General features: G+C 68.4%; 22 protein-coding genes and 1 rRNA gene. 7 read left to right on the forward strand and 16 right to left on the reverse strand.

Annotation, left to right across the window (positions count from 1 at the left end):
• Nucleotides 1–32: 32 nt before the first annotated feature.
• From scpB to WFH44_RS20955, 4 genes are all read right to left on the reverse strand, one after another.
• Nucleotides 33–674: an SMC-Scp complex subunit ScpB gene (gene scpB / locus WFH44_RS20940; protein WP_336716517.1), complete on the reverse strand. Its 642-nt coding sequence runs from the start codon at nt 672–674 to the stop codon at nt 33–35.
• Complete coding sequence (locus tag WFH44_RS20945; RefSeq protein WP_336716519.1) at nt 667–1,536, reverse strand: segregation and condensation protein A; 870 nt, start codon at nt 1,534–1,536, stop codon at nt 667–669. The genes scpB and WFH44_RS20945 overlap by 8 nt, the downstream gene beginning before the upstream one ends.
• Nucleotides 1,536–2,417 (reverse strand): ParA family protein, encoded by an 882-nt coding sequence (locus WFH44_RS20950; RefSeq protein ID WP_262104205.1) that lies wholly within the window; start codon nt 2,415–2,417, stop codon nt 1,536–1,538. The genes WFH44_RS20945 and WFH44_RS20950 overlap by 1 nt, the downstream gene beginning before the upstream one ends.
• Before the next feature lie 234 nt (nt 2,418–2,651).
• The gene (locus WFH44_RS20955; RefSeq protein ID WP_336716521.1) at nt 2,652–4,034 is read right to left on the reverse strand and encodes a cation:dicarboxylate symporter family transporter; all 1,383 of its coding nucleotides are present in this window, start codon (nt 4,032–4,034) and stop codon (nt 2,652–2,654) included.
• A 121-nt stretch (nt 4,035–4,155) separates the two neighbouring features.
• Here WFH44_RS20955 and WFH44_RS20960 point away from each other — a divergent pair, with 121 nt between their 5' ends.
• Both WFH44_RS20960 and WFH44_RS20965 read left to right on the forward strand, forming a co-directional pair.
• Nucleotides 4,156–5,832, forward strand: a complete 1,677-nt coding sequence (locus tag WFH44_RS20960; RefSeq protein WP_336716523.1) for a sensor histidine kinase — start codon at nt 4,156–4,158, stop codon at nt 5,830–5,832.
• Nucleotides 5,825–6,538: a response regulator gene (locus WFH44_RS20965; RefSeq protein ID WP_336716525.1), complete on the forward strand. Its 714-nt coding sequence runs from the start codon at nt 5,825–5,827 to the stop codon at nt 6,536–6,538. The genes WFH44_RS20960 and WFH44_RS20965 overlap by 8 nt, the downstream gene beginning before the upstream one ends.
• Before the next feature lie 12 nt (nt 6,539–6,550).
• Here the strand turns inward: WFH44_RS20965 and WFH44_RS20970 are convergent, their stop codons facing one another.
• Nucleotides 6,551–8,446, reverse strand: coding sequence for a propionyl-CoA synthetase (locus WFH44_RS20970; RefSeq protein WP_336716526.1), 1,896 nt, complete (start codon nt 8,444–8,446; stop codon nt 6,551–6,553).
• A gap of 201 nt (nt 8,447–8,647) precedes the next feature.
• On the opposite strand from WFH44_RS20970, the gene WFH44_RS20975 reads away from it, so the two are divergent.
• The 4 genes from WFH44_RS20975 to WFH44_RS20990 are packed head-to-tail and all read left to right on the forward strand — an operon-like array spanning nt 8,648 to nt 12,890.
• Nucleotides 8,648–9,304 carry a GntR family transcriptional regulator gene (locus WFH44_RS20975; RefSeq protein WP_336716553.1) on the forward strand — a complete coding sequence of 219 codons (657 nt, stop codon included), beginning with the start codon at nt 8,648–8,650 and terminating at the stop codon, nt 9,302–9,304.
• Nucleotides 9,301–10,821, forward strand: a complete 1,521-nt coding sequence (locus tag WFH44_RS20980; RefSeq protein WP_336716528.1) for an MmgE/PrpD family protein — start codon at nt 9,301–9,303, stop codon at nt 10,819–10,821. The genes WFH44_RS20975 and WFH44_RS20980 overlap by 4 nt, the downstream gene beginning before the upstream one ends.
• Nucleotides 10,822–11,751: a methylisocitrate lyase gene (prpB, locus tag WFH44_RS20985; protein ID WP_336716530.1), complete on the forward strand. Its 930-nt coding sequence runs from the start codon at nt 10,822–10,824 to the stop codon at nt 11,749–11,751.
• Entirely contained in the window at nt 11,748–12,890 is a 1,143-nt protein-coding gene (locus WFH44_RS20990) for a bifunctional 2-methylcitrate synthase/citrate synthase (RefSeq protein ID WP_336716531.1), read from the forward strand. Before prpB ends, WFH44_RS20990 begins: the two co-directional genes overlap by 4 nt.
• Nucleotides 12,891–12,909: 19 nt before the next feature.
• Here the strand turns inward: WFH44_RS20990 and WFH44_RS20995 are convergent, their stop codons facing one another.
• Genes WFH44_RS20995 through WFH44_RS21040 form a run of 10 tightly spaced genes read right to left on the reverse strand, consistent with a single transcriptional unit; the run spans nt 12,910 to nt 22,496 of the window.
• The gene (locus WFH44_RS20995) at nt 12,910–13,386 is read right to left on the reverse strand and encodes an 8-oxo-dGTP diphosphatase (RefSeq protein ID WP_336716533.1); all 477 of its coding nucleotides are present in this window, start codon (nt 13,384–13,386) and stop codon (nt 12,910–12,912) included.
• A 60-nt stretch (nt 13,387–13,446) separates the two neighbouring features.
• The gene (gene xerD, locus WFH44_RS21000) at nt 13,447–14,424 is read right to left on the reverse strand and encodes a site-specific tyrosine recombinase XerD (protein WP_336716535.1); all 978 of its coding nucleotides are present in this window, start codon (nt 14,422–14,424) and stop codon (nt 13,447–13,449) included.
• 4 nt (nt 14,425–14,428) lie between these two features.
• A complete protein-coding gene (locus WFH44_RS21005) occupies nt 14,429–15,106 on the reverse strand; it encodes an NUDIX hydrolase (protein ID WP_336716537.1) in 678 nt (225 codons plus the stop codon).
• Between the two features lies 1 nt (nt 15,107).
• Nucleotides 15,108–16,805, reverse strand: coding sequence for a CTP synthase (locus WFH44_RS21010; protein ID WP_336716538.1), 1,698 nt, complete (start codon nt 16,803–16,805; stop codon nt 15,108–15,110).
• Complete coding sequence (gene recN, locus WFH44_RS21015) at nt 16,802–18,529, reverse strand: DNA repair protein RecN (RefSeq protein ID WP_336716540.1); 1,728 nt, start codon at nt 18,527–18,529, stop codon at nt 16,802–16,804. The genes WFH44_RS21010 and recN overlap by 4 nt, the downstream gene beginning before the upstream one ends.
• Nucleotides 18,526–19,521, reverse strand: a complete 996-nt coding sequence (locus WFH44_RS21020) for an NAD kinase (RefSeq protein WP_336716541.1) — start codon at nt 19,519–19,521, stop codon at nt 18,526–18,528. The genes recN and WFH44_RS21020 overlap by 4 nt, the downstream gene beginning before the upstream one ends.
• The gene (locus WFH44_RS21025; protein WP_336716542.1) at nt 19,518–20,369 is read right to left on the reverse strand and encodes a TlyA family RNA methyltransferase; all 852 of its coding nucleotides are present in this window, start codon (nt 20,367–20,369) and stop codon (nt 19,518–19,520) included. Before WFH44_RS21025 ends, WFH44_RS21020 begins: the two co-directional genes overlap by 4 nt.
• 6 nt (nt 20,370–20,375) lie before the next feature.
• Nucleotides 20,376–20,597 carry a hypothetical protein gene (locus WFH44_RS21030; RefSeq protein ID WP_336716543.1) on the reverse strand — a complete coding sequence of 74 codons (222 nt, stop codon included), beginning with the start codon at nt 20,595–20,597 and terminating at the stop codon, nt 20,376–20,378.
• Between the two features lie 50 nt (nt 20,598–20,647).
• A complete protein-coding gene (locus WFH44_RS21035) occupies nt 20,648–21,640 on the reverse strand; it encodes an HAD-IIA family hydrolase (protein ID WP_336716544.1) in 993 nt (330 codons plus the stop codon).
• Nucleotides 21,633–22,496, reverse strand: coding sequence for a hypothetical protein (locus WFH44_RS21040; protein WP_336716546.1), 864 nt, complete (start codon nt 22,494–22,496; stop codon nt 21,633–21,635). Before WFH44_RS21040 ends, WFH44_RS21035 begins: the two co-directional genes overlap by 8 nt.
• 225 nt (nt 22,497–22,721) lie before the next feature.
• Between WFH44_RS21040 and WFH44_RS21045 the strand changes: the two genes are divergently transcribed.
• A complete protein-coding gene (locus WFH44_RS21045; protein WP_336716548.1) occupies nt 22,722–23,609 on the forward strand; it encodes a hypothetical protein in 888 nt (295 codons plus the stop codon).
• 452 nt (nt 23,610–24,061) lie between these two features.
• Here the strand turns inward: WFH44_RS21045 and rrf are convergent.
• A 5S ribosomal RNA gene (gene rrf, locus WFH44_RS21050) occupies nt 24,062–24,178 on the reverse strand.
• Between the last annotated feature and the right edge of the window lie 213 nt (nt 24,179–24,391).

Genomic DNA, 24,391 nt, shown 5'->3' on the forward strand with positions numbered 1-24,391 from the left:
TGTGTCCTTAAATACTCGCGGAACGGTACATCTCAATAAACGGATTCGTCGATATCTGCCAAGTGTTCCAGCCCCGGCAGATGTGGTGCCAGTTCGGGGAGCTCGGAAAGACTTCCTATACCCAATCTTTCCAGAAAATACGAGGTGGTCCGGTACAGCACTGCTCCGGTCTCCGGATCGGCACCGGAATCCTCGATCAATCCGCGCTGCACGAGGGTCCGGACCACCGAGTCCACGTTGACGCCGCGGATGGCGGATACACGGGAGCGCGCCACCGGCTGGCGGTACGCGATCACGGCCAGCGTCTCGAGGGCGGCCTGGGTCAGGCGTGCCGTCTGGCCCTCCAGCACGAAGCCCGACACGATGTCCGCAAACTCGCTGCGGGAAAAGATGCGCCATCCCCCGGCCACCTTCCGCAGTTCGAAACCGCGCGGTGCCGCGCCGGGCGAGCCCCCGCCGTCGTAATCCTCCTGCAGTTCATGCAGCAGCGCGCTGACCCGCGCCACGGGCAGGTCGACGGCGGTGGCCAGTTCGATGTCCGTGGCGGGCTGGTCCAGGACCATCAGGACGGCTTCGAGAGCGGCCCGGGCACCGCCCGGCAGGCTCTCCACCCCGGCCTCCTCCCCGCCGGGCCCTTCGGCTCCGGCCGGGGCCTGCTGCACGTCCTCACTCATCGGTCTCCTGTACATCCTCGTATTCTTCGCTCAGCCGCTCCGGCGTCCAGTCCCGGTCTGTGCCGGCCCAGCGCACGGTCAGTTCCCCGAGCGGTGCGGCCTGGTCGAAGGCAATCACCGCATCGCGGAAGAGCTCCAGCAGCGCGAGGAACCGAGCGACCACCACGAGGGTGTCCGGCGCGTCGGCCGTCAGCGCGCGGAAGGAGAGCGGCGTGCCGGCCTGCAGCCGCCGGGCGATGATCCCGGCCTGTTCCTTCACGCTCACGGGCGGGGCGTGCAGGTGCGCCAGCCCCACCTCGGTGGGTTTGGGCTCCTTGGGCTCCAGGGCCTTGGCCGCGAGGGCTGCGAACTCGGCCGGCGGCGTGCGCCAGACGAGCTCGGGCAGCAGGGCCGCGAACTGCGGTTCCAGGCCGACCTGCCGCGGGTAGCGCAGGCCCTCCTCCTCCAGCCGCCGGCCCATCATCGCCGCGATCTGCTTGAAGGCGCGGTACTGCAGGAGCCTGGCGAAGAGCAGGTCGCGGGCCTCGAGGAGGGCGATGTCCTCGTCGTCCTCGACCTCGCCCGCGGGCAACAGCCGTGCCGCCTTGAGGTCCAGCAGCGTGGCAGCGATGACCAGGAACTCGCTGGCCTCATCCAGGGCGCGGTCCAGGCCCGCCTCCTGGAGCCGGCGGATGTAGCCGATGAACTCGTCGGTGACGCGCGCGAGGGCCACCTCGGTGATGTCCATCTCGTGCTTGGAAATCAGTCCCAGCAGCAGGTCGAAGGGCCCGGTGAAGTTGTCCAGCCGGACCTCGAATCCCGCGGTCCGGCTGCCTGTTTCGGGTTCCGGCAGCGGCGTCTCCGCCGGCACCGCAGGCGTCATTACGGGGCGCCGCCGCGGTAGATCAGTTCCCTAGCCAGCTGGCGGTAGGCCTCGGCGCCGGGATGGTTGCCGGCATAGGTGGTGATCGGCTCGGCGGCGACGGTGGCATCCGCGAACTTAATGGTCCGCTTGATCACGGTCTCGAACACCTTGTCGCCGAAGGCCTCCAGCAGGCGGCCGATGACCTCGCGGCTGTGCAGGGTCCGCGCGTCGTACATGGTGGCCAGGACGCCGTCGATCTGCAGCCGCGGGTTGAGCCGGTCCTGCACCTTTTCGATGGTCTCCACCAGCAGCGCTACGGCGCGCAGTGCGAAGAATTCGCAGATCAGCGGAATCACGACGCCGTGGGCAGCGGTCAGGGCGTTGACGGTCAGCAGGCCGAGCGAGGGCTGGCAGTCGATCAGGATGACATCGTAGTCATCGCTGACCTTGCGCAGCGCCCGGTCGAGGACCTGCTCGCGGGCCACCTCGTTGACCAGTTGGACTTCGGCGGCGGAAAGGTCGATGTTGGCCGGCAGCAAGTCGATGTTCTCGATCTCGGTGCTCTGGATCGCCTCGTAAATATCCGCCTTGCGGTCCATCAGGACGTTGTAGACGGTCAGGTCGAGCTCGTGCGGGTTCGTCCCGAGGCCGGCCGAGAGCGCGCCCTGCGGATCGAAGTCCACCAGAAGGACCCGGCGGCCGGCCTCCGCCAGCGCCGCTCCCAGGTTGATGGTCGAGGTCGTCTTGCCGACCCCGCCCTTCTGGTTGACCATGGCGACGATGCGGGCGGGGCCATGTGAAGTCAGCACTGGCGGTTCGGGGAAATCGGTCTGCGGCCGGCCGGTCGGCCCCAGGACGGCTTCTTCCTGCAGAGTCGTCGAACCCTGTTCGCTACTCACGTATCAATCCCAGCTTCCATGGTTGCTTGGCTGTCCATTTATCCCCCAAGGCTACAGTGACGGCGCAGCATTCCGCCGAATGTGGCGCACGGTACCGGCGAGCCTTTAGCTTCAAGTAGAGGTCTAAAGTTTAGACTTCGCCGTTTGGCCTCCCCTGCCACGGACGACGGCGGTGCACCCGTTCGAAAATCGGGTGCACCGCCGTCGTCGTGGCAGGCAGCTGCGGCTTGCCGGTCAGCGTGCGCCGGCCAGCTCCCGGTCGGCTTCCCGCTCCGGGGCAGCCGACACGGCCGGCTCCGGGGCGGGGCCGTGGCCAACCTCCATGGTCTGCTCGTCGAAGGGCAGCCGGCGCTCGAGCACCTCGTCCACCCGGCTCCGGTCGATCTCCTTGGTCCAGGTGCCGATCAGCACCGTAGCGACGGCGTTGCCGGTGAAGTTGGTCAGCGCGCGGGCTTCGGACATGAAGCGGTCGATGCCGACGATCAGCCCGACGCCGTCCACCAGGTCCGGACGGTGGGACTGCAAGCCGCCGGCGAGGGTGGCCAGGCCGGCGCCGGTGACGCCCGCCGCCCCCTTGGAAGCGATGACCATGAAGACCAGCAGGGAGATCTGCTCGCCCAGCTCCAGCGGCTTGCCCAGCGCGGTGGCGACGAACAAGGCGGCCATCGTCAGGTAGATCGCGGTGCCGTCCAGGTTGAAGGAGTAGCCGGTCGGCACGGTGACGCCGACCACGGGCTTGGACACGCCCAGGTGCTCCATCTTCGCGATCAGGCGGGGCAGCGCCGCCTCGGAGGAGGAGGTGGAGAAGATCAGCAGGTACTCGCGGCCCAGGTAGCGCATCAGCTTGAAGATGTTGACGCCGGTGACGACCTTCAGGATCAGGCCGAGGACCACCACGATGAACAGGACGCAGGTGATATAGAAGGCGATCATCAGGGTGGCCATGCTGATGATTGCCTGGACGCCGGTGGCCCCGACGACCGCGGCGATCGCACCGAAGGCGCCGACCGGAGCCAGCCACATCACCATGATGAGGATGCGGAACACCAAGGCCTGGATGTGGCCGATGCCGCGCAGGATCGGCTGGCCCGCCGGGCCCATCTTCTGCAGGGCGAAACCGACGATGAGGGCCACGAACAGCGTCTGGAGGATGTTGCCCTCGGTCAGCGAGGACAGCAGCGACGTGGGGATGATGCCCAGCAGGAAGTCCACGGTGCCGTGGCTCTCCGTCGGTTCGGTCTCGTAGCTGGTGCCCTGGATGTCCAGCCCGGCGCCCGGGTGGATCAGGTTGCCCACCAGGAGCCCGATGCCCAGGGCGAAGGTGGACATGACCATGAAGTAGAGCAGCGCGAGGCCGCCGACCTTGCCGACGGTGGCGGCCTTGGCGATCGAGCCGACGCCGAGGACGATCGTGCAGAAGATGATCGGGGCGATCATCATTTTGATCAGGCCGATGAACGCGGTGCCGACAGGCTTGAGGGACTGCGCGAACTCCGGTGCCACCAGGCCGACGATGGCGCCGAGCACCACGGCCACGATGACCGCGATGTAAAGGAAGTGGGTTCTGTCCTTCTTCGGCTTCGAATCAGCCTTGGGGACCTGCGTGGTCGCTGCCAATGATTTACTCCTTGAAGGTGTGATGCCGCTCTCCGGCGGCGGGCTGGAACCATCTTGCTCCGCGCAGTGACGCTGATCACCATTGCGTTCATACTGTTCGTGGCAGGGAAAAAGGAGACCGATGAAGCACTGGAGCCTTGCCTCCCGGATCCTGGTCAGCCAGCTGGCGTTCCTCATCCTCCTGACGGCGGCGGTCGCGACCTTCCTGTTCCTCGACGCGCGGCACCAGATCTATGACCGCGCCGGCCAGCGGATGACCTCGGTTGCCGTCGCCATCGCCGACAGCCCGTTTGTGCTCGACGCGGTCCAGTCGGCGGATCCCACCGCGCGCCTGCAGCCGTACACGGAGCGGGTCCGCCGGGACGCCGGCGTCGACTTCATCACGATCATGTCCCCCGACCGCACCCGCTTCACGCACCCGGACCCGGCCCGGATCGGCGCCGAATACATCGGCAGCGTGGATCAGGCCCTGGCAGGACGGCCGCAGACCGAGGTCTTCGCCGGGACGCTCGGACCGTCCATCCGCGCGATCGTGCCGGTCAAGGACGCCTCCGGGAAGGTCCAGGGGATGGTGGCCTCGGGTGTCACCGTTTCCAACGTGTCCGTGGCGGTGGCGGCCCGGCTCCCCTTCGTCATCCTCACGGCGCTGGCCGTGATGGCGGTTTCATCGCTGGCGTCTTGGCTACTCAGCCGCTACCTGGACCGGGTGACGCTGGGCTGGGGACCGGCCCAGCTCTCCCGCATCTTCGTCTTCTACGACACGGTGTTGCATTCCGTCAGGGAAGGCATGCTGCTGGTGGATACGGAGGGCCGGCTGGTGCTGTACAACGACCAGGCGGCGCGCATGCTCGACCTGCCCGTGCGCAGTCCCGGCGATCCGCCGGCCGACGTTGCCGCGCTCCAGCTGCCGCCGGCGCTGAAGCAGCTGCTGCTCCAGCGCCGGACCGTCCGCGATGAAGTCCTCGTCACGGACCAGCACGTGCTGCTGGTCAGCCAGGATCCCGCGGCGACGCCCGGCAGCGGAGCAAGGCGTTCGGCGGAGGCGTCCCTCGACGTGCCAGCGCTGGGCGTGGTGGCGACCCTGCGCGACCGCACCGAGGTCCAGTCCCTCGCCGGCGAGCTGGAGTCCATGCGCACCCTCCGCGATGCCCTCCGTGCGCAGACGCACGAGCACTCCAACCGCCTGCACACGATCGTGTCCCTGATTGAGCTCGGCCGGCACCAGGACGCCCTGGATTTCGCCTCCCGAGACCTGCAGCAGTCCCAGCAGCTGACCGACGAAGTCGTCGGCGCCATCGACGAGCCCTTCATCTCCGCCCTGCTGGTCGGCAAGGCGGCCCAGGCCAACGAGCGCGGCATCGAACTGCACATCGCGGCCAGCCCGGGCGCAGGTTCGGGGACGCCGCTGCCCGGCCGCCCGGGCCTGGACCCGGAAGCGTTGGTCACCATCGTGGGCAACCTGCTGGACAACGCCTTCGACGCCGTTTCCTCCTGCGAGCGCAAAGAGGTGTCCATCGACTTCCTCACTACCGAGGACCGGCTGTGGATCCAGGTCCACGACAGCGGGCCGGGGCTGCCTGACGGCGAGCGCGACGACATCTTCGCCCTGGGCTTCAGCTCAAAGAAGAGCGACGGCGCGCAGCGCGGCGTCGGCTTGTCCCTCGTCCGGCTGGCGGTCACTAGAATGGGCGGGGAACTGACCGTAGACAATGACGAAGGGGCGCTGTTCACCGTGTCGCTGCCGCTGGGCGGGCCTGTGTCTTCCGCCAACGGATTCGGGGACCCGCGGCATGGCTGAACCGATCCGCGTGCTCGTCGTCGAGGACGAGTCCGTCGCCGCTGCCGCGCACGCCGAGTACGTCCGGAGGCTTGCCGGCTTCGAACTGGCCGGCGTCGCCTCGACGGGTTCCGAGGCGCTTGCCCTGCTGGGGCTCTCCGGCGGATCTGCCGCCGCCAAGGCGCCCCGCATCGACTTGGTGCTGCTGGACATGAACCTGCCGGACCTGCACGGGTTGGACGTGCTCCGCCGCATCCGCGGCTCCGGCGCCCCGGTCGAGGTCATCGCGGTGACCGCCGTGCGCGAACTGCCGATCGTCCGCAAAGCCATTTCCTCCGGCATTGCGCTGTACCTGATCAAGCCGTTTACGTTCGCCGCCTTCAGCGACAAGCTCCACCACTACCGGCAGTTCCGCGACAGCCTGGCGCAGCACGGGAGTTCCACCACCCAGGCCGCCGTGGACCGTGCCTTCGCGCAGCTGCGAGCGCCCTCCCCGACGGCCCTTCCCAAGGGCCTTAGCGAAGAGACGCTGAACAGCGTCGTCGATCTGCTCAAGTCCCGCGAGTCGCCGGTCTCCGCCGTGGAGGTCACGGCCGAGACCGGCATGTCCCGCGTCACGGCGCGCCGCTACCTCGAGCACCTCGCGGACCAGAATTCGGCCGTCCGCACGCCCCGCTACGGGACCAGGGGCCGGCCGGAGTTCGAGTACAGCTGGCGCCGGGACTGACCCGGCCCGGCGTCAGGACCGGATCGTGCGCACCAGGTCGTCGATCACCGAGGGATCTTCGATGGTCGATGGCACCGTGTATTCTCCCCCGTCGGCGATCTGGCGCATCGTCTTGCGCAGGATTTTGCCCGAGCGGGTCTTCGGCAGCGCGGCCACGACGCGAACCTCCTTGAAGTCCGCCACCGGCCCGATCTGCTGGCGGACCAGGGAAACGAGCTCGCTCTGCAGCCGGGCCGGGTCCACCCCGGCGCCGGCCTTGAGGACCACGTAGCCGCTGGGCCGCTGGCCCTTGAGCTCGTCCGCCACGCCGACGACGGCGCATTCGGCCACCGCGGGATGCTGTGCCACGACCTGTTCCATCGCCCCCGTGGACAACCTGTGCCCCGAAACATTGATGACGTCGTCGGTACGGCCCATGACGAAGAGGTAGCCGTCCTCGTCGAGGTATCCCGAATCGCCCGTGGCGTAGTAGCCGTCGAAGGTGCGCAGGTAGGAATCCACGAAACGCTGGTCATTGCCCCACAAGGTGGCGAGCGTGCCCGGCGGCAGCGGCAGCTTGATCACGATGTTGCCCTCCGTGCCGGCCGGGACAAGCTCGCCCATCCCGTCGACGATGGCGACCTGGTACCCCGGCACCGGCACGGTGGGGGAACCCGCCTTGACCGGCAGCTGCTCGAGACCGCGCGGATTCGCGGCGATCGCCCAGCCGGTCTCCGTCTGCCACCAGTGGTCAATGACCGGCACGTTCAACGCGGCGGCAATCCATTCATAGGTCTCCGGATCCAGCCGCTCCCCCGCCGCGAACAGCGTCCGCAGGCTGGAACGGTCGTAGTCCGCGAGCAGCCGGGCCTGCGGATCGGCCTTGCGGATGGCCCGCAGGGCGGTCGGGGCTGTAAAGAGGACGTTGACGCCGTGGTCCTGGACCACCCGCCAGAAGGCCCCGGCGTCCGGGGTCCCCACCGGCTTTCCTTCGTAGAGCACCGTGGTCGCGCCGGCGAGCAGCGGCCCGTAGACGATGTAGGAGTGGCCGACCACCCAGCCGACATCCGAGGCCGTCCACATCACGTCGCCCGGGCCGACGTCGTAGATGTTCTTCATCGACCACGCCAGCGCCACGGCGTGCGAGCCGTTGTCCCGGACGACCCCCTTCGGGGCGCCGGTGGTGCCGGAGGTGTAGAGGATGTAGAGCGGATCGGTGGCTGCGACCGGCACGGCGGCGGCCGGCTCCGCCGAGGACTTCAGCTCATCCCAGTCGCGCCAGCGGGTGGTGTCATCTCCGAAGGCACCGACCTCGTGGGCAAAGCCCTCGCGGGCCTTGACGACGACGTGGGGCACCTGGTGCGACGCCATCCGGATGGCTTCGTCCACGGCGGGCAGGTACTCCACGCGGCGCGAAGGCTCGATGCCGCCCGTAGCCGTGACCACCGCCGCCGGCTTGGCGTCGTCGATCCGCGCCGCCAGCTCCCGCGGGGCAAAGCCGCCGAAGACCACCGAATGCACCGCACCCAGGCGGGCCGCGGCCAGCATGGCGATGGGCGCCTCGGGGATCATCGGCATGTAGATGATCACCCGGTCGCCCTTCCCGACGCCGAGCTCCCGCAGCGCCCCGGCGAAGGCCGCCACCTCGGACAGCAGCTCGTCGTAGGTGTACCGGCACTGGACGCCGAGCATTGCCGAATCGTAGACCAGCGCCGTGTGCGCTCCCCGTCCCGCGGCCACGTGCCGGTCCAGGGCATTGGCGCAGGTGTTGAGCTGGCCATCCGGAAACCAGCGGTAGATCGGAGCCCGGCTGCCGTCCAGCGCCTGCTCCGGGGGCTTCGACCATTCGATGGCGCCGGCTTCACCCAGCCAGAACTGCTCCGGATCATCCACACTGGCCTGGTAGGTGGCACGGTAGCTGGCTCCCATGGCTTCCCCTCAATACTCGGACGAAGGACTGTGACGCACATCATCCTAGCGGGGTCGGGCGGGGGTAGGTCAAGACTTCTGTATACACAACGTGGGCGAACTGTGCGGAATTCTCGGGAATAGCCTTGACCCGCCGTCGTTCGTGTATACAATCGAAGCATGAGGCACCAAGCGATCGAACCTGCAGCGAAGGAGGCCCGGATGCGTGCCAGCGAACGCGCCTACTGGGCGCTGCGCGAGGACATCGTGGAGTGGCGGCTGCCGCCCGGCACGGTCCTGGCCGAAGTGGAACAGGCCGAACGCCTCGGTGTATCGCGTACTCCGCTGCGGGAAGCGCTGGGCCGGCTGACCGCCGAGGGACTGGCGGCGCCGCATACCGGGCGCGGCGTCGTGGTCGCGGACATTTCGCTCGAGAACATCACCGAAATCTTCGAGCTGCGCGCTGCGCTCGAATGCCAGGCGGCCTCGCTGGCCGCCCGCCGGGGAGACCGGGCCGCGTTCGGGAAGCTGCAGCAGGAGTTTTCCTCGGCGGCCGAACTGCTGCGCCGGGACGACCCGGCCCTGCACGACTATTACCAGCTCGTCGCGCGCCTGGACTCCGCGATCGACGAGGCCATCCAAAACCCCTACCTGCTGCAGGCGCTGAGCAACCTGCGGGTCCATCTGGTCCGCATCCGCAGGCTGGCCAAAGACAACCCGCTGCGCCTGCTGGCCGCCGCCACCGAACACGCCAACATCGCCGGGGCGATCGCCGCCGGAGACAGCCAGCTGGCCGCCGCGGCGACCGCCGTCCATCTGCACCAAAGCCTCGAACACCTCAAATCCACCCAGCAGACAGCCGAGAGGACAGCTTCATGACCGTCAACCACAAAGTGCGCGTCTACCGCAGCGAAGAGAACCTTCCGCGGGAGGACCAGCTCGCCTACAAGATCGCCAAGGTCGCCGTCGACCCGGTGGAGGTCAGCGACGAAGTCACCGAAATGGTGATCAACCGAATCATCGACAACGCCTCGGTGGCCATCGCCTCGCTGAACCGCGGACCCATCGTCGCCGCGCGCGCCCAAGCGCTCAGCCACCCCGTATCGGCCAACGGCAAGGGCGCGGGCATCTTCGGCGTCACCGAAAAGTCCTCCCCGGAGTGGGCGGCCTGGGCCAACGGCGTCGCCGTCCGCGAACTGGACTACCACGACACCTTCCTGGCGGCCGAGTACTCGCATCCGGGCGACAACATCCCGCCGATCCTCGCCGTCGGCCAACACGTCGGCGCCAGCGGGCGCGACCTCATCCGCGGTATCGCCACCGGCTACGAGATCCAGGTCGACCTGGTCAAGGCCATCTGCCTGCACAAGCACAAGATCGACCACGTGGCCCACCTCGGCCCGTCCGCGGCGGCCGGCATCGGCACCCTGCTCGGGCTGGACGCGGAGACGATTTTCCAGGCCGTCGGGCAGGCCCTGCATACGACGACGGCGACCCGGCAGTCCCGCAAGGGCGAGATCTCCACGTGGAAGGCCCATGCCCCCGCGTTCGCCGGAAAGATGGCCGTCGAAGCCGTGGACCGCGCCATGCGCGGCCAGACCTCGCCGGTGCCGATCTACGAAGGCGAAGACGGGGTCATCGCGTGGCTGCTGGACGGGCCCGAGGCCTCCTATGAGGTGCCGCTGCCGGAGGTCGGCGAAGCCAAGCGCGCCATCCTCGACACCTACACCAAGGAGCACTCCGCCGAATACCAGGCACAGGCCTGGATCGACCTGGCCCGCAAGCTGCACCGCGAGCACCCCGAGGCGACGGATCCGAAGAACGTGGCCGCCGTCAAGATCAAGACATCCCACCACACCCACTACGTCATCGGCTCCGGGGCCAACGACCCGCAGAAGTACGATCCGACCGCGTCCCGCGAGACGCTGGACCACTCCATCCCCTACATCTTCACCGTCGCCCTGCAGGACGGCGCGTGGCACCATGTGGAGTCCTACGCGCCGGAGCGCGCGGGCAGGACGGACACGGTCGAGCTGTGGCATAAGGTCACCACCGAAGAGGATCCGGAATGGACCCGCCGCTACCACTCCCTGGACATCGCCGAGAAGGCCTTCGGCGGTTCCGTGGAAATCACGCTGGCCGACGGCACCGTCATCCGCGACGAAATCGCCGTCGCGGACGCCCACCCCCTCGGCGCCCGCCCGTTTGCCCGCGAGCAGTACGTCAACAAGCTCCGGACGCTGGCCGCCGGCCTCGTCGAGGACGCCGAAATCGACCGCTTCCTGGCCGCCGTCGAGCGCCTGCCCGAGCTGGCCGCCGGCGAACTGGACCAGCTCAACATCACCGCAGCGCCGGGCGTCATCGACCTCGCAGCCGGGCCGAAGGGACTGTTCTAGATGCTCTACTCACAGACCACTCCGGAGCAGAAAAGGGCTGCGCTGCGTGCCGCGCTGGGCTCCGGCACGATCCAGCAGTTCCCCGGGGCATTCAATCCGCTCTCGGCGCGGCTGATCCAGGAGAAGGGGTTCGGCGGCGTCTACATTTCAGGCGCCGTGCTGGCCAATGACCTGGGCCTGCCGGACATCGGTCTGACCACCTTGACCGAAGTGGCCACCCGCGCCGGACAGATCGCCCGGATGACGGACCTGCCCGCCCTGGTCGACGCGGACACCGGCTTCGGCGAACCCATGAACGTCGCGCGGACCATCCAGGAACTGGAAAACGCCGGCCTGGCCGGGTGCCACATCGAGGACCAGTTCAACCCGAAGCGGTGCGGCCACCTCGACGGCAAGAACGTCGTGGACCTGGACACGGCATCCAAGCGCATCCGCGCTGCCGCCGACGCCCGCCGCGACGCGAACTTCCTCATCATGGCCCGCACGGACATCCGCGCGGTCGACGGCCTGGAAGCCGCGCAGGACCGGGCCCGGGCCCTGGTGGATGCCGGAGCCGATGCGATCTTCCCGGAGGCCATGCGCACCCTCGAGGAGTTCCAGGCGATCCGCGACGCCGTGGACGTCCCGATCCTGGCCAACATGACCGAATTCGGGAAGAGCGACCTGTTCGGAGTGGACGAGCTGGCCTCCGTCGGCGTGAACCTGGTCATCTATCCCGTGACGCTGCTGCGCATCGCGATGGGCGCGGCCGAACGGACGCTGGACACCATCAAGGCCAGCGGGAGCCAGGAAAAGGAAGTCGGCAACATGCTCACGCGTGCACGATTGTACGAATTGGTGGATTATGAGGCTTATAACCACTTCGATACGTCTGTCTTCAATTTCCAAGTACCCGGACAGCACCAACCGCAGACGAAGGAGTCGCTATGACTACCCAAGCAGCAACCGAAGTCCCGGAGATCCACAAGGGTCTCGCCGGCGTCGTCGTTGATACCACGCGCATCTCCAAGGTGAATCCGGAAACCAATTCCCTGCTCTACCGCGGCTACCCGGTCCAGGACCTCGCGGCCCGGTGCAGCTTCGAAGAGGTGGCCTACCTGCTCTGGCACTCGGAGCTGCCCACCCCGGAGGAGCTGGCGGAATTCACCGCCCATGAGCGCGCCGGCCGCGCCCTGGATCCGGTCGTGAAGTCCGTCATCGACACCCTGCCGCTGAGCGCGCATCCGATGGACGTCTGCCGCACCGCGGCCAGCGTCATCGGCGCCCGGCACCCGCAGGCGGAGGACTCCTCGCCCGAAGCCAACCTGGCCAAGGCCAAGGACCTCTTCGCCGCGTTCCCGGCCGTGGTGGCCTACGACCAGCGCCGGCGCCGGGGGCAGGACCTCGTGGAGCCCCGTGAGGACCTGGGCTATTCGGCGAACTTCCTCTACATGACCTTCGGCGAGGAGGCCGCCCCGGACGTCGTCGACGCGTTCAACGTCTCGATGATCCTCTACGCGGAGCATTCGTTCAACGCCTCCACGTTCACCGCCCGCGTGATCACCTCGACGCTGGCTGACCTGCATTCGGCCGTCACCGGGGCCATCGGCGCGCTCAAGGGCCCGCTGCACGGCGGCGCCAACGAGGCGGTCATGCACACCTTCGAGGAGATCGGCTGGGAGGGCCCGGACATCACCGCGCGGGCCAAGGCCTGGCTGGACGACGCGCTGGCCAGCAAGAAGAAGATCATGGGGTTCGGCCACCGGGTCTACAAGAAGGGCGACTCCCGCGTCCCGACCATGAAGGCCGCTCTCGACAAGATGGTGGCGCACTATGACCGGCCGGACCTGGCGGAGCTGTACACCGCGCTGGAGTCCGCCATGGCGGAGAAGAAGAACATCAAGCCCAACCTGGACTACCCGGCCGGGCCCGCATACCACCTGATGGGCTTCGACACCCCGACGTTCACGCCGCTGTTCGTCTGTGCCCGGATCACAGGCTGGACCGCGCACATCATGGAGCAGCTGGAGGCCAACTCCCTGATCCGTCCGCTGAGCGAATACAACGGACCGGAGCAGCGGGCCCTGTAGCCCGGCCGCTCCCCGGACGTCAGAGCGGAACCGCGGCCCGGACCGTCGCGTTGTCCTCGTTGAGGATGATGCGCAGGTTCGGGCCGTGCCCGTCCAGCGCCAGCGGCAGCCAGGTGCCGGCGTCGTGCCACATCAGTTCCAGCGGCAGCCGCTCCACGTCGTACCACTCGGGGGCGATCTCGTCCGACTCCGCCGGCTCCCCTTCCCAGCTGCGCGTGACGTATAGCAGGGTGTCCATGTTCAGTTCGGGCCGGTAGGGGAAATCGAAGAAGATCCTGCCCGCCGGGACCAGCGCCTCCGGCCGGACCACGAGTCCGGTCTCTTCCAGGACCTCGCGGCAAACGGCCTCCACCGGCCCCTCGCCGGGCTCGAGCTTGCCGCCGACACCAACCACCTTGCCGGTGCCGAAGCCGGTCTTCTTGTGCCCCAGCAGCACGGAGCGCACCCCGTCCCGTTCGCGCAGCAGGAAACACAGGACGACGTTGAGCGGCTTCATGGCACCGAGTCTAGCCGCGCTCCCCCGCGGGCGTGTTCCGCGCGAATCCGCGCGTTGCCGCTAGCCGAGGGCCCGCGGGTGCGCCGCAGCATAGACCTCGCGCAGGGTATCCGCCGTCACCAGCGTGTAGACCTGCGTCGTGGTGACCGATGCGTGGCCTAGCAATTCCTGGACCACGCGGACATCGGCGCCGCCCTCCAGCAGGTGGGTGGCGAAGGAATGCCGCAGCGTGTGCGGCGAGACGTCGCGGTCGATCCCGGCCTTCTCGGCGGCGGTCTTCAGGATCGTCCACGCGCTCTGGCGGCTCAGCCGTCCGCCGCGCGCGTTCAGGAACAAGGCCGGCGTTCCGCGGCCCTTGGACGCCAGTAGCGGGCGGGCGCGCACCAGGTAGTCGTCGATCGCCTTCGCGCCGTAAGACCCGAGCGGCACCACGCGCTCCTTAGAGCCCTTGCCGAAAAGGCGGACGACGGCGGTGCCCTCCTCCGCGTCGATCGCGGCGACATCGTCCACGTCCAGTCCGACCGCCTCGCTGATCCGCGCCCCCGTGGAGTAGAGGAACTCGAGCAGCGCCCGGTCCCGCTGGCCGGTGGCGGACTCGGTATTGACGGACTCGAGGATCCGGGTCACCTCATCCACCGTGATGGCCTTCGGGAGCCGCTTCCCCGGCATCGGAGGATGCACGTCCGCGGCGGGATCGCCGGCCGTGATCCCTTCGAGCACCCAGAACCTGTGCAGGCCCCGCACCGCGACGATGGTCCGGGCCGCCGACCGCACGCTCAGCGCCGAGGCCCCGTCCGAACCGTCGGACAGGGCCTGGGCGAAGGCCGTAACATCATGCCGCGTCACCTGCTCAGGCGCCTCGATCTGCCGCTGCGACAGGAACTGCAGGTACCGCCGTAGGTCGCGCCGGTACGCGGCCAGCGTGTTGGCGGCGAGCCCGCGTTCAACGGCCATGTGCTGCAGGTAAGCGGCTACGGCGCGGCCAGCGGCGGTGGCGCTGAATTCGTCGGCGGCAGCGGCCGGCGCGATGGCAGCCATTGCTTCAGCGGTCTGCGTCCGCGCGGGCGGGCAACTCGTTCCGCTGGCTCGGATGCTCGGGCCAGGGCGCATCCGCCGGGCGCAGCCCGGTGAACCCGGTGCGTGCGGCCTGGGCCGCGGCCAGGATGCCAGCCACCGCCGAGGGGTTATGCACCCGGCCCGACAGGATCGCCGCGACTGCTTCCTCCAGGTCGACCCAGAGGTGCTCGATCTCCGCCTCTTCTTCCATGCGGGTATGCCGCTCGTCCTCGGGGACGTCGGCCAGGTCGCGCGCCAGGTAGATCCGGATCGCTTCGCTGGAGGAGCCCGGCGAGTTGAAGAAGTCCACCAGCACGTCCCAGCGGGCTGCCGTCAGGTCCGCTTCTTCCGCCAGTTCCCGTGCCGCCGCCGCGACGAAGTCTTCGCCCTCGACGTCCAGCAAGCCGGCCGGGACCTCCCACAGGGACATCCTGGCCGGCTGGCGGTACTGCTTGAGGAGCAGGACGCGGTCCTGGTCGTCCAGGGCCACGATGGCGACCGCCCCCGGATGGGAGATGTAGTCGCGGACCAGCACGTCGCCGTCGTCCCCGGACAGGGTGAACGTGTCGCTGACAACGTCCCAGATCCGCCCCTCGTAGAGCGTCTCCGACTTGACCACCCGGCGCGGGTCGTGCTCGTCGGCGAACCCCTGGCCCGAAACCATGCTAGGAGCCGGCCTTTTTGCCGTTGTTCAGGGCGGCGGCGACCAGTCCCGCGAAGAGCGGATGGGGCCGCGTCGGCCGGGAGCTCAGCTCCGGGTGCGCCTGGGTGGACACGTAGTACGGGTGGACCTTGCGCGGCAGCTCGACGAACTCCACGAGCTTGCCGTCCGGCGACGTGCCGGAGAAGACCAGGCCGGCCGCCTCGAGTTCGGGACGGTACTTGTTGTTGACCTCGTAGCGGTGGCGGTGCCTTTCGGCGACCTTGGTGGCGCCGTAGGTTTCAGCCACGACGGAGCCGCCCTTGAGCGCGGCGTCGTAGAGCCCAAGGCGCATGGTGCCGCCCAGGTCGCCCTTGCCCTCGACGATGTCGAGCTGCTCTTCCATCGTCGCGATGACGGGGTACTTGGTGTCCGGGTCGAACTCGGTGGACGAGGCGCCTTCCAGTCCGACGACGTTGCGGGCGTACTCCATGACCATGGACTGCAGGCCAAGGCAGAGGCCCAGGGTCGGCAGCTTCTTCTCGCGGGCGAACTTCAGGGCGCCAAGCTTGCCTTCGAGGCCGCGGATGCCGAAGCCGCCGGGCACGCAGACGGCGTGCACGCCTGCCAGCGAGCGGGCGGCGCCCTCTTCGGTGGCGCAGTCATCCGACGGGACCCAGCGGATGCGCACCTTGGTCTGGTTGGCGAAACCGCCGGCCCGCAGCGCCTCGGTCACGGAGAGGTAGGCGTCCGGAAGGTCGATGTACTTGCCAACCAGGGCGATCTCGATCTCGTGCTTGGGGTTGTGGACGGCATCGAGCAGCCGGTCCCACTTCGACCAGTTGACATCCTTGAACTTCAGGTCCAGGTGCTGCACGATGTAGGCGTCCAGCATCTGGGCGTGCAGGGTCTTCGGGATGTCGTAGATGCTCGGGGCGTCCGGGCAGCTGATCACGGCGTCCGGGTCCACGTCGCACATGCGGCCGATCTTGTCGCGCATGGCGGCGGGGATTTCCCGGTCCGAACGGATGACGATCGCGTCGGGCTGGATGCCGATGGACCGCAGGGCGGCCACGGAGTGCTGCGTCGGCTTGGTCTTCAGCTCCTGCGACGGGCCGATGTAGGGCACCAGGGAGACATGCAGGAAGAAGACGTTGTTGCGTCCCACGTCCTGGCGGACCTGGCGCGCCGCCTCGAGGAAGGGCTGGGACTCAATATCCCCGACCGTGCCGCCGATCTCCGTGATGATCACGTCCGGGGTCTTCTTGGCCTCGGCGGGGAGGCGCATCCGGCGCTTGATCTCGTCCGTGATGTGGGGAATGACCTGGACCGTGTCGCCGAGGTATTCGCCGCGGCGTTCCTTGGCGATCACGGTGGAGTACACCTGGCCGGTCGTGACGTTGGCCATGCCGTCGAGGTTCTCGTCCAGGAACCGCTCGTAGTGCCCGATATCAAGGTCCGTCTCCGCGCCGTCGTCGGTCACGAAGACCTCTCCGTGCTGGAACGGATTCATCGTGCCCGGATCCACGTTCAGGTAGGGATCGAGCTTTTGCATGGTCACTGAAAGACCACGAGCCCGGAGCAGGTGACCGAGGCTCGACGCCGTCAGCCCCTTCCCGAGAGAAGACGCCACGCCACCGGTGACGAAAATATGCTTGGTCGTCTTGGACGACTTGGAAAACCGGGAATTCGTTCGCTGCACCACGGAATTCGAGCCTATCACCTTTCCTGCGGCTTGGCCGCGTCGATCAGTTCCTGCGCATGCGCCCGGGCCAGCTCGGATTCTTCCTGGCCCGCCAGCATGCGCGCCAGCTCGGTGACCCGCTCCTCATCGGTGAGCAGACGCACATCGCTGGCGGTCACGCCGTCGTCCTTGGCCGTAGCCTTGGTCGAGGACTTGTAGACCCGGATGTGGTGGTCCGCGAACGCCGCTACCTGGGGCAGGTGCGTCACGACGATCACCTGCACGTAGCGGGCCAGCATGGCCAGCCTCCTGCCGATCTCGACAGCGGCCTTGCCGCCGACACCGGAGTCCACCTCGTCGAACACGAACGTCGGTACCGGATCCACGGCTGCCAGCACCACTTCGATGGCCAGCATGACGCGCGAGAGTTCACCGCCGGAAGCACCCTTGCCCAGAGGCCGGGCGGGCGCGCCGGGATGCGGTTTGAGGAGGAAGGCAATGTTGTCCGCGCCATGCGGCCCGAGCTCGCCCGCCGGCTCGACATCGATCTGCAGCTTGGCGTCCGGCATCGCCAGCGCCGTGAGTTCGTGGCCGACCTTCTTGGCGAGGTCGGCGGCGGCCTTGGCACGCACCGTCGTGATGCTGCCGGACAGCGACGCCAGCTCCGCATCCAGCGTGGCCAGCTCGGCCTCCAGTGCCTCGATCCGGCTCGAGTCGTCCGTGAGTTCGTCCAGCCGTGCGCGGGAGACCGCGGCCCATTCGAGGACCTCGTCGATGGACGGCGCGTATTTGCGCACCAGGACGGCAAGCTCGCCGCGGCGAGCCTCCAGCTCCGCGAGGCGTTCCGGGCCCTCGCTGTCCAGCGAGGCGCCGTAGCTGGCGAGCTCCGTGGCCACGTCCGCGATGATGTAGCCGACCTCGGCCAGCCGTGCCGCGGCCTTGCCGAGCTCAGGATCTTCCTCCTGCACCTGCTCCAGCGTCCGCTTGGCCGTGTCCACCAGCGACGTCGCGTCCCCGGTTTCCGTGAATTCCTCGGAGACCAGCGCCTGGTGCGCCAGCAGGGCCGCCGCGCGCAGCTGTTCGACGTTGGCGAGCTTGGTAGCCTCGGCCTTGAGCAGTTCGTCCTCGCCAGGCTGCGGGTCAACTCCGTCGATCTCTTCCAACGCCAGCTGCAGCCCCTCGGCCTCGCGGAGCCGCTCCCGCGCTTCGCTGCGCAGCGTCTGCAGCTCCCCCGAGGCCTCGCGCCAGCGTCCGTACGCCGTCCGGTAGGCCGTCAGGGGTTTGGCGAGCTTGGACCCGGCGAACTTGTCCAGGGCCTCGCGCTGGGCGCTCTGGCTCCTCAGCCGCAGCTGGTCCGACTGCCCGTGGACCGCCACGAGCTGCCCGCCGATTTCCGCGAGCGTGCCGACCGGGGCGGTCCGGCCGCCCACGTGGGCCCTGCTGCGGCCGTCCGCGTTGACGGTACGGACAAGCATAAGTTCCGCGTCGCCGTCGTACTCCTCGATGGACGCCCCCGCCTCCGCCGCCCTGGCCAGCGCGGGGCTGTCCGGGGACAAGCGGAGCACGGCCTCCGCGACCGCGGACCGGGCGCCGGTGCGGACCGCTCCGGCATCCGCCCGGGCGCCCAGGAGCATGCCCAGCGCGGTCACGACCATCGTCTTGCCGGCGCCGGTCTCGCCGGTAACCACCGACAGCCCCTTGCCCAGCGGCAGCGTGGCGTCGGTGATGACGCCCAGGTTGCTGATGCGGATTTCCTCGATCATGGCCTGGCCTCCCCTTCCGCCACAATATGGTGCGGCTCGACGGTCCTGACAGTCGGCAGGGGCGCGGTGGCCGGTTGCTCCTCGTCGGCCCGGACCGGTCCGCGCCAGCCCTGCGTCGGCAGTTCGAATTTGCGCACTAGGCGCTCGGAGAACGGCGTCCGGCTGGTCCTCGCCAGGCGGACCGGCTTGTCCGAGCGCGTCACTTCGACACGCGACCCGGGCGGCAGTTCGAGGCTCCGGCGGCCGTCGCACCAGAGCACCCCGTTGGCATCCGTGCGGTTCAGGACCTCCACCGCCATGATCGAATCAGGTGCCACCACCAGCGGCTTGGCGAACAGGGCGTGGGCGCTGATCGGGACCATGAGCAGCGCGGAGACCTCCGGCCAGACCACGGGACCGCCAGCCGAAAAGCCGTAGGCAGTAGAGCCGGTCGGCGTCGCCATCACCACGCCGTCGCAGCCGAAGGTGCTGATGGGCCGGGCGTCCACCTCGACGACAACCTCGATCATCCGCTGCCGGTCGGCCTTCTCCACCGTCGCCTCGTTCAGCGCCCACGTGTGCCCGATCTTCCGCTTGTCCAGCCAGACCTGCACATCAATGGTCATCCGCTCTTCGACCGTGTACTCGCGCTGCACGACCCAATGGACGGTCTGCGCAAGGTCGGCACGCTCGCTCTCGGCCAGGAACCCCACATGGCCCAGGTTGACGCCAAGCAGCGGGACGTCGGACTCGCGGACCAGTTCGGCAGAGCGCAGGATGGTTCCGTCACCGCCCAGCACCATCCCCAGGTCGATCTCGTCCAGGCCCACGTCCTCGCCGAGGATCTCGACCGGCGCGGCCAGCTCGCCGTACACCTGGCGGCAGTGTTCGGCGTCCGCGCGCCGCAGCACGGGCACCAGCCCGGACGAGTGCAGCTGAGCACAGGTCTCCTGGGAGGCAGCCATGGCGTCCTTGCGGCCGGTATGTGCCAGGACCAGTATCTTCCTGCTCATGCTGTGTCTCCCGATTGTTGGTGCGGTGGTTCCTGCCCGGCGGCCGGATAGAGGGCCAGTGCCCTTTTGACGGCCGCCTCAAGCTCATCTCCGATCCTAGGCTCCCGCACTGACAGGGGAACCTTGATCCACAGGAAGAACTCGACGTTGCCGTCCTGGCCGGGCAGCGGACTCCGTGCTATGCCCTCAATGTCGAGCCCCTCGGCGAGGGCGGAGCGCAGCACCCGTCCCACGGCACGGCGGCGTTCGTTTTCGGAACCAACGACGCCGGTGCTCGCCAGGGCTTCGCGTCCCACCTCGAATTGCGGCTTGACCATCAGGAGCATGTCGCCGCCGGGAATGGTGGCCCGGCTCAGCGGCTGCATCACCAGGGTCAGCGAGATGAAGGAGAGATCCGCCACGGTCAGGGCCGCCGGGCCGCCGATCTCCGCGGGATCCAGGTAGCGGACGTTCAGTCCCTCGAAAACGTGGACGCGGTCATCGTCGCGCAGCCGCTGGACCATCTGGTCGTGGCCGACGTCTACCGCTGCAACTTCGCGGGCACCCGCCCGCAGCAGGACATCGGTAAAACCGCCGGTGGAGGCCCCGGCGTCGAGGCAGCGCAGGCCGGACGGAGAAACCGCAGGGAAGGCCTGCAGCGCCCCCGCCAGTTTGTGTCCGGCACGGCTGACGTAGTCCGGGCCGGAGCCCGAGTCCACGGAAAGCTCGTCGGCTGGCGCCACTGTCGTGGAGGCCTTGGTCAGGACGGCGCCGCCGCGGCTGACCCGCCCCTCGGCGATCAGTTTGGCGGCGTGGGTGCGCGACCGCGCCAGCCCCCGCGCCACAAGTTCCTGGTCAAGTCGGGACATACGGAATCAGTCGGCTCCGGCTTCCAAGTCGGCCAGGAGTTCGTCGTGGATGCGCTCGAACACTGCCGCCTGTCCGGCCACGGGGACGTCAGGCAGCTGCGGCAGCACGGAGATGATCGCGTCGACGCCGTCGTCCGCCGTCGTCCCCACCGCCTGCGGCCAGTGGACCACTGCCGGCTCCCGATCGGCGTTCCCGCCTGTCTCCGGGCCGGTTTGATGCTGGTCCATGGTTGTGCGGGAACTCCTCAAGGGGATCGATGAGTAGCGGTCTGCTTCGTTCAGTCTAGCCGCGGGCCGTGTTCGATCGGAGGAACCGCAGGCCCCTCCGTGTCCGGAACGGCGGCCCACCACGCCGCGCACGCCGCGCGCCACGCATCCAGGCCCGGATCCCCGGCCAGGTGCAGGGTCCCGTCACGGACCTCGGCCGAGGCTCCTCCGCAGCGGAACACACCGCCAGCGCGCGCCGGCTCGACATACGGCCGGTACAGCTCGCCGAGGCCGGACAGCAGATAACGCGGGCGCTCCGCCGTACGCGCCGCCAGCACGTTTTCCACCGTATCGACGCCGGTCAGCACGACGGCGGTGTCCATCCCGGCCTTGTTGCCGCCCAGGATATCCGTGTCGAGCCGGTCACCCACCACCAATGGCCGTTCGGCTCCGAGCTGAGCCGCCGCCGTGCGGAACAGCGCGGCTTCGGGCTTGCCGGCCACCAGCGGCTGGGCGCCGGTCGCGGCGCTGACGGCTGCCACCAGGGAGCCGTTGCCAGGGGCGATGCCCTCCGCCCGCGGAATCGTCAGGTCGGTATTCGTTGCCACCCAGAAAGCACCGGCAGCGATGGCGTAGGACGCCTCGGCCAGGTCGGTCCAGCCGATCATCGGATCGAAGCCCTGGATCACCGCCGCCGGTTTGTCTTTCGCGGAGCCGACGGTCACGAAACCTCTGTCCTGTACCTCGCGGGCCAGGGTCTCGCTGCCTGCCACCAGGACTTTGGCTCCACGCTCCACGTGCTGAGCCAGCAGCTCCGCCCCCGCCCGCGCGGAGCCGAACACCTGCCCGGCCTCAGCCGGCGCCCCCAACTCCCGCAGGTGTGCCGCCACTTGCTCGGCCGAGCGTGAGGCGTTGTTGGTGATGTATCCCAAGGACACCCCGACAGCCGCCAGCCCCTCAAGGGCCTGGGTCGCCCCATCGATGGCCCCGGCTCCCGCGTAGACAACACCGTCCAGATCGCATAGCAGCGCGTCGTAACCGGCGATCAGGTTCGGTTCAGCCATCGGAACGCTTGGCACTCTCGCTTCGCTCTGCCGCTTCATCCTCCGGCTCAGCGTCATCCACAGGCTCAACGTCGCCCTCGTCCGCCGCGAAATCCTCCGGCTCAATGCCGCCCTCGTCCGCCGCGATGTCCCCCGGAATGTCCTCCGACATTTCCTCACCCGCGGACTCGTCGGACGCCGCGAGGTCCTCCGGTTCGACCGCGGAGTCCTCGGATGCCTCGGATGCCGCAGCCTCCTCGCCGCCGATCGACGGCTCAGTTGTTTCATCGCGGTACGACCGAGAAGGCTTCACCGGTTCGTCGTCCCCGACCACGTCGAAGATCTCGGGTTCCTCGAACTCGCCGACGCCCAGCGCGCTCTCCGCCACGCGAGCCTGCCGGCGCCAGTCCTCGGCCTCCGCTCCGCGGCCGGCGCCTTCCAGGGCGTCGGCGTAAGCGCGGAACAACCGCGGGCTGAACGAGAACGCCCGGTTGCGGTCCAGCTGCGGAATCTCCAGTGCCGAGACCGCTGCCTCGGCTTGGCCCAGGTCGCTACGGGCCCCGGATACGACCATCGCCAGCTCAACCTTGCCGGCTGCATCGAGCTCGGCCGCATCCTCAGACCGCGCCATCTCCAATGCACGCTCCGGCCTGCCGAGGCCGCGTTCGCAGTCGGCCATGACCGGCAGATGCATGTTGGAACCGCTGATCCGGCGGAACGTCCGGAACTCCCGCAGGGCCTCCCCGTAGTGTCCGGCGGCATAGGCCGTCAGCCCGACGGCCTCCCGCACCGGCGCCATCCGGCCGCCGCGGCGGCTGGCCGCCAACGCATGCTGGAATGCCAACTCCGGCTCGTCGTCCATGAGTCGAGCAGCCATTACCAAATGCTTGGCGACCCACTCGGCACTCTTGGACTCCAGTGTCCTCAGCTGCGCCCGGATCGCCCGGTCCAGCTCCTGACCCGTCACGTCGTCGTCGATCTCCGGAGACCTTGGCCGATCCGGCCTGTTTGAGCTGCGCAGATCGTGCCGGGTCGGCTCTTCCCGACGTGCGGCGCCGCGCTCTTCACGGCCCGGCGCGCCCTCATTGTCCCAGCGGGGGCGGTGTTCGAAGCCGCCCCGGCGCGAATCGTCGCCACGCGTGTGTTCAGCCCGGTCGCGGAATTCCTCGCCGCCGCGCCGGTCACCCGAACCTTGCCCCTCGGCGCGACGCTCGTAGCGGCCGTCGGGACGGTCGTAACCACGTTCGCGTCGGTCGCCGCCGGAGCGCTCGTCTCGGCGCCCGTAACCGCCTTCACGACGGCGATCGGAACCGCCCTCGTCGCGACGCCCATAACCGCCTTCGCGACGCGGGCCGCGATCGGACTCCTGGTAGCGCGGCTTAAAGCCTTCGCCGCCACGGCTTCGGTCACCCGAGCCCTGCCCCTCGGCGCGACGCTCGTAGCGGCCGTCGGGACGGTCGTAACCACGTTCGCGTCGGTCACCGCCGGAGCGCTCGTCTCGGCGCCCGTAGCCCCCTTCACGACGGCGATCGGAACCGCCCTCGTCGCGACGCCCATAACCATCTTCGCGACGCGGGCCGCGATCGGACTCCTGGTAGCGCGGCTTAAAGCCTTCGCCGCCACGGCGCCGGTCACCCGAGCCCTGCCCCTCGGCGCGACGCTCGTAACCACCCTCGCGTCGGTCACCGCCGGAGCGCTCGTCTCGGCGCCCGTAACCGCCTTCACGACGGCGATCGGAACCGCCTTCATCGCGACGCCCATAACCGCCCTCACGACGCGGGCCGCGATCGGAGTCCTGGTAGCGCGGCTTAAAGCCTTCGCCGCCACGGCGCCGGTCACCCGAGCCCTGCCCCTCGGCGCGACGCTCGTAACCGCCTTCACGACGCCCACCGTCGGCGCTGTCGTTGTAACGCGGACGTTCGCCATACTCGCGGCGAGGTCCCCGCTGATTGAAGCCGCTGTCCTTGCGACCTTCACCATCATCGCGTGAACGGAAGCCACGAGGGTCTCCGCCGGAGTTGCTGGTACCGCGGTACGGACCGCCCTGGCCACTGCGGCTGCCACCCCCGCGCTTGCCGGAACCGGACCCCTGGCCCGAACGACCGGCCGAACCTCCACGGCTACTGAACCCGCCCCGGCCGGCATCGCCCTTATCGTTCCGTCCATCGTGAGCACGGAAATCAGCCATGCCGGAGCTCCTCTCAGTGCGGGCCGGAAATCTCTACTAGCCGGCGGCCGCCGTACGCTGTGTATTTTGTGGGTGGGGATGTGATCCGAAAGATCAGAATATGCGCAGTGCGCCACAGCCATTCTAGTCGAGTACGACGGCGTACCGGCGCCAAGGCCGCATTTGGCTTATGTGATGTGTGTGTTGTGTTGTGGTGGTTAAATGCGGTGAGGGGCGCCGCCGTCGTTGGCGGTGCCCCTCATCGTGGTGGTTGTGTCCGGCGGTGACCTACTCTCCCACACCCTCCCGGGTGCAGTACCATCGGCGCTGCGGGTCTTAGCTTCCGGGTTCGGAATGGGACCGGGCGTTTCCCCCGCGCTATGACCGCCGTAACTCGTTCTCACGCCCCCTGTACCCGTGGTGCGGGTGGGGTGTGAAGTTTTGTGGGTTACGGCCAGTTCCCTGCGTGGTGACTGGACGTTATTCAGTTGTTGTTGTGTTCCCTGGACGGTGGTTGTTGTCTGGGAACCACATAGCGGACGCGTAGCACAGTTTGTTTGTGGTGTAAGTTATCGGCCTATTAGTACCGGTCAGCTTCACAGGTC

It is taken from the genome of Arthrobacter sp. USHLN218 (genome assembly GCF_037144715.1).
Classification (GTDB): Bacteria; Actinomycetota; Actinomycetes; order Actinomycetales; family Micrococcaceae; genus Crystallibacter.

What these genes read in the sequence shown, in the direction of transcription:
- scpB (WP_336716517.1), bottom strand. Translation starts at nt 674, where the DNA reads ATGAGTGAGGACGTGCAGCAGGCCCCGGCCGGAGCCGAAGGGCCCGGC.
- WFH44_RS20945 (WP_336716519.1), bottom strand. Translation starts at nt 1,536, where the DNA reads ATGACGCCTGCGGTGCCGGCGGAGACGCCGCTGCCGGAACCCGAAACA.
- WFH44_RS20960 (WP_336716523.1), top strand. Translation starts at nt 4,156, where the DNA reads ATGAAGCACTGGAGCCTTGCCTCCCGGATCCTGGTCAGCCAGCTGGCG.
- WFH44_RS20965 (WP_336716525.1), top strand. Translation starts at nt 5,825, where the DNA reads ATGGCTGAACCGATCCGCGTGCTCGTCGTCGAGGACGAGTCCGTCGCC.
- WFH44_RS20970 (WP_336716526.1), bottom strand. Translation starts at nt 8,446, where the DNA reads ATGGGAGCCAGCTACCGTGCCACCTACCAGGCCAGTGTGGATGATCCG.
- WFH44_RS20975 (WP_336716553.1), top strand. Translation starts at nt 8,648, where the DNA reads ATGCGTGCCAGCGAACGCGCCTACTGGGCGCTGCGCGAGGACATCGTG.
- WFH44_RS20980 (WP_336716528.1), top strand. Translation starts at nt 9,301, where the DNA reads ATGACCGTCAACCACAAAGTGCGCGTCTACCGCAGCGAAGAGAACCTT.
- prpB (WP_336716530.1), top strand. Translation starts at nt 10,822, where the DNA reads ATGCTCTACTCACAGACCACTCCGGAGCAGAAAAGGGCTGCGCTGCGT.
- WFH44_RS20990 (WP_336716531.1), top strand. Translation starts at nt 11,748, where the DNA reads ATGACTACCCAAGCAGCAACCGAAGTCCCGGAGATCCACAAGGGTCTC.
- WFH44_RS20995 (WP_336716533.1), bottom strand. Translation starts at nt 13,386, where the DNA reads ATGAAGCCGCTCAACGTCGTCCTGTGTTTCCTGCTGCGCGAACGGGAC.
- xerD (WP_336716535.1), bottom strand. Translation starts at nt 14,424, where the DNA reads ATGGCTGCCATCGCGCCGGCCGCTGCCGCCGACGAATTCAGCGCCACC.
- WFH44_RS21005 (WP_336716537.1), bottom strand. Translation starts at nt 15,106, where the DNA reads ATGGTTTCGGGCCAGGGGTTCGCCGACGAGCACGACCCGCGCCGGGTG.
- recN (WP_336716540.1), bottom strand. Translation starts at nt 18,529, where the DNA reads ATGATCGAGGAAATCCGCATCAGCAACCTGGGCGTCATCACCGACGCC.
- WFH44_RS21020 (WP_336716541.1), bottom strand. Translation starts at nt 19,521, where the DNA reads ATGAGCAGGAAGATACTGGTCCTGGCACATACCGGCCGCAAGGACGCC.
- WFH44_RS21025 (WP_336716542.1), bottom strand. Translation starts at nt 20,369, where the DNA reads ATGTCCCGACTTGACCAGGAACTTGTGGCGCGGGGGCTGGCGCGGTCG.
- WFH44_RS21030 (WP_336716543.1), bottom strand. Translation starts at nt 20,597, where the DNA reads ATGGACCAGCATCAAACCGGCCCGGAGACAGGCGGGAACGCCGATCGG.
- WFH44_RS21035 (WP_336716544.1), bottom strand. Translation starts at nt 21,640, where the DNA reads ATGGCTGAACCGAACCTGATCGCCGGTTACGACGCGCTGCTATGCGAT.
- WFH44_RS21040 (WP_336716546.1), bottom strand. Translation starts at nt 22,496, where the DNA reads ATGGCTGCTCGACTCATGGACGACGAGCCGGAGTTGGCATTCCAGCAT.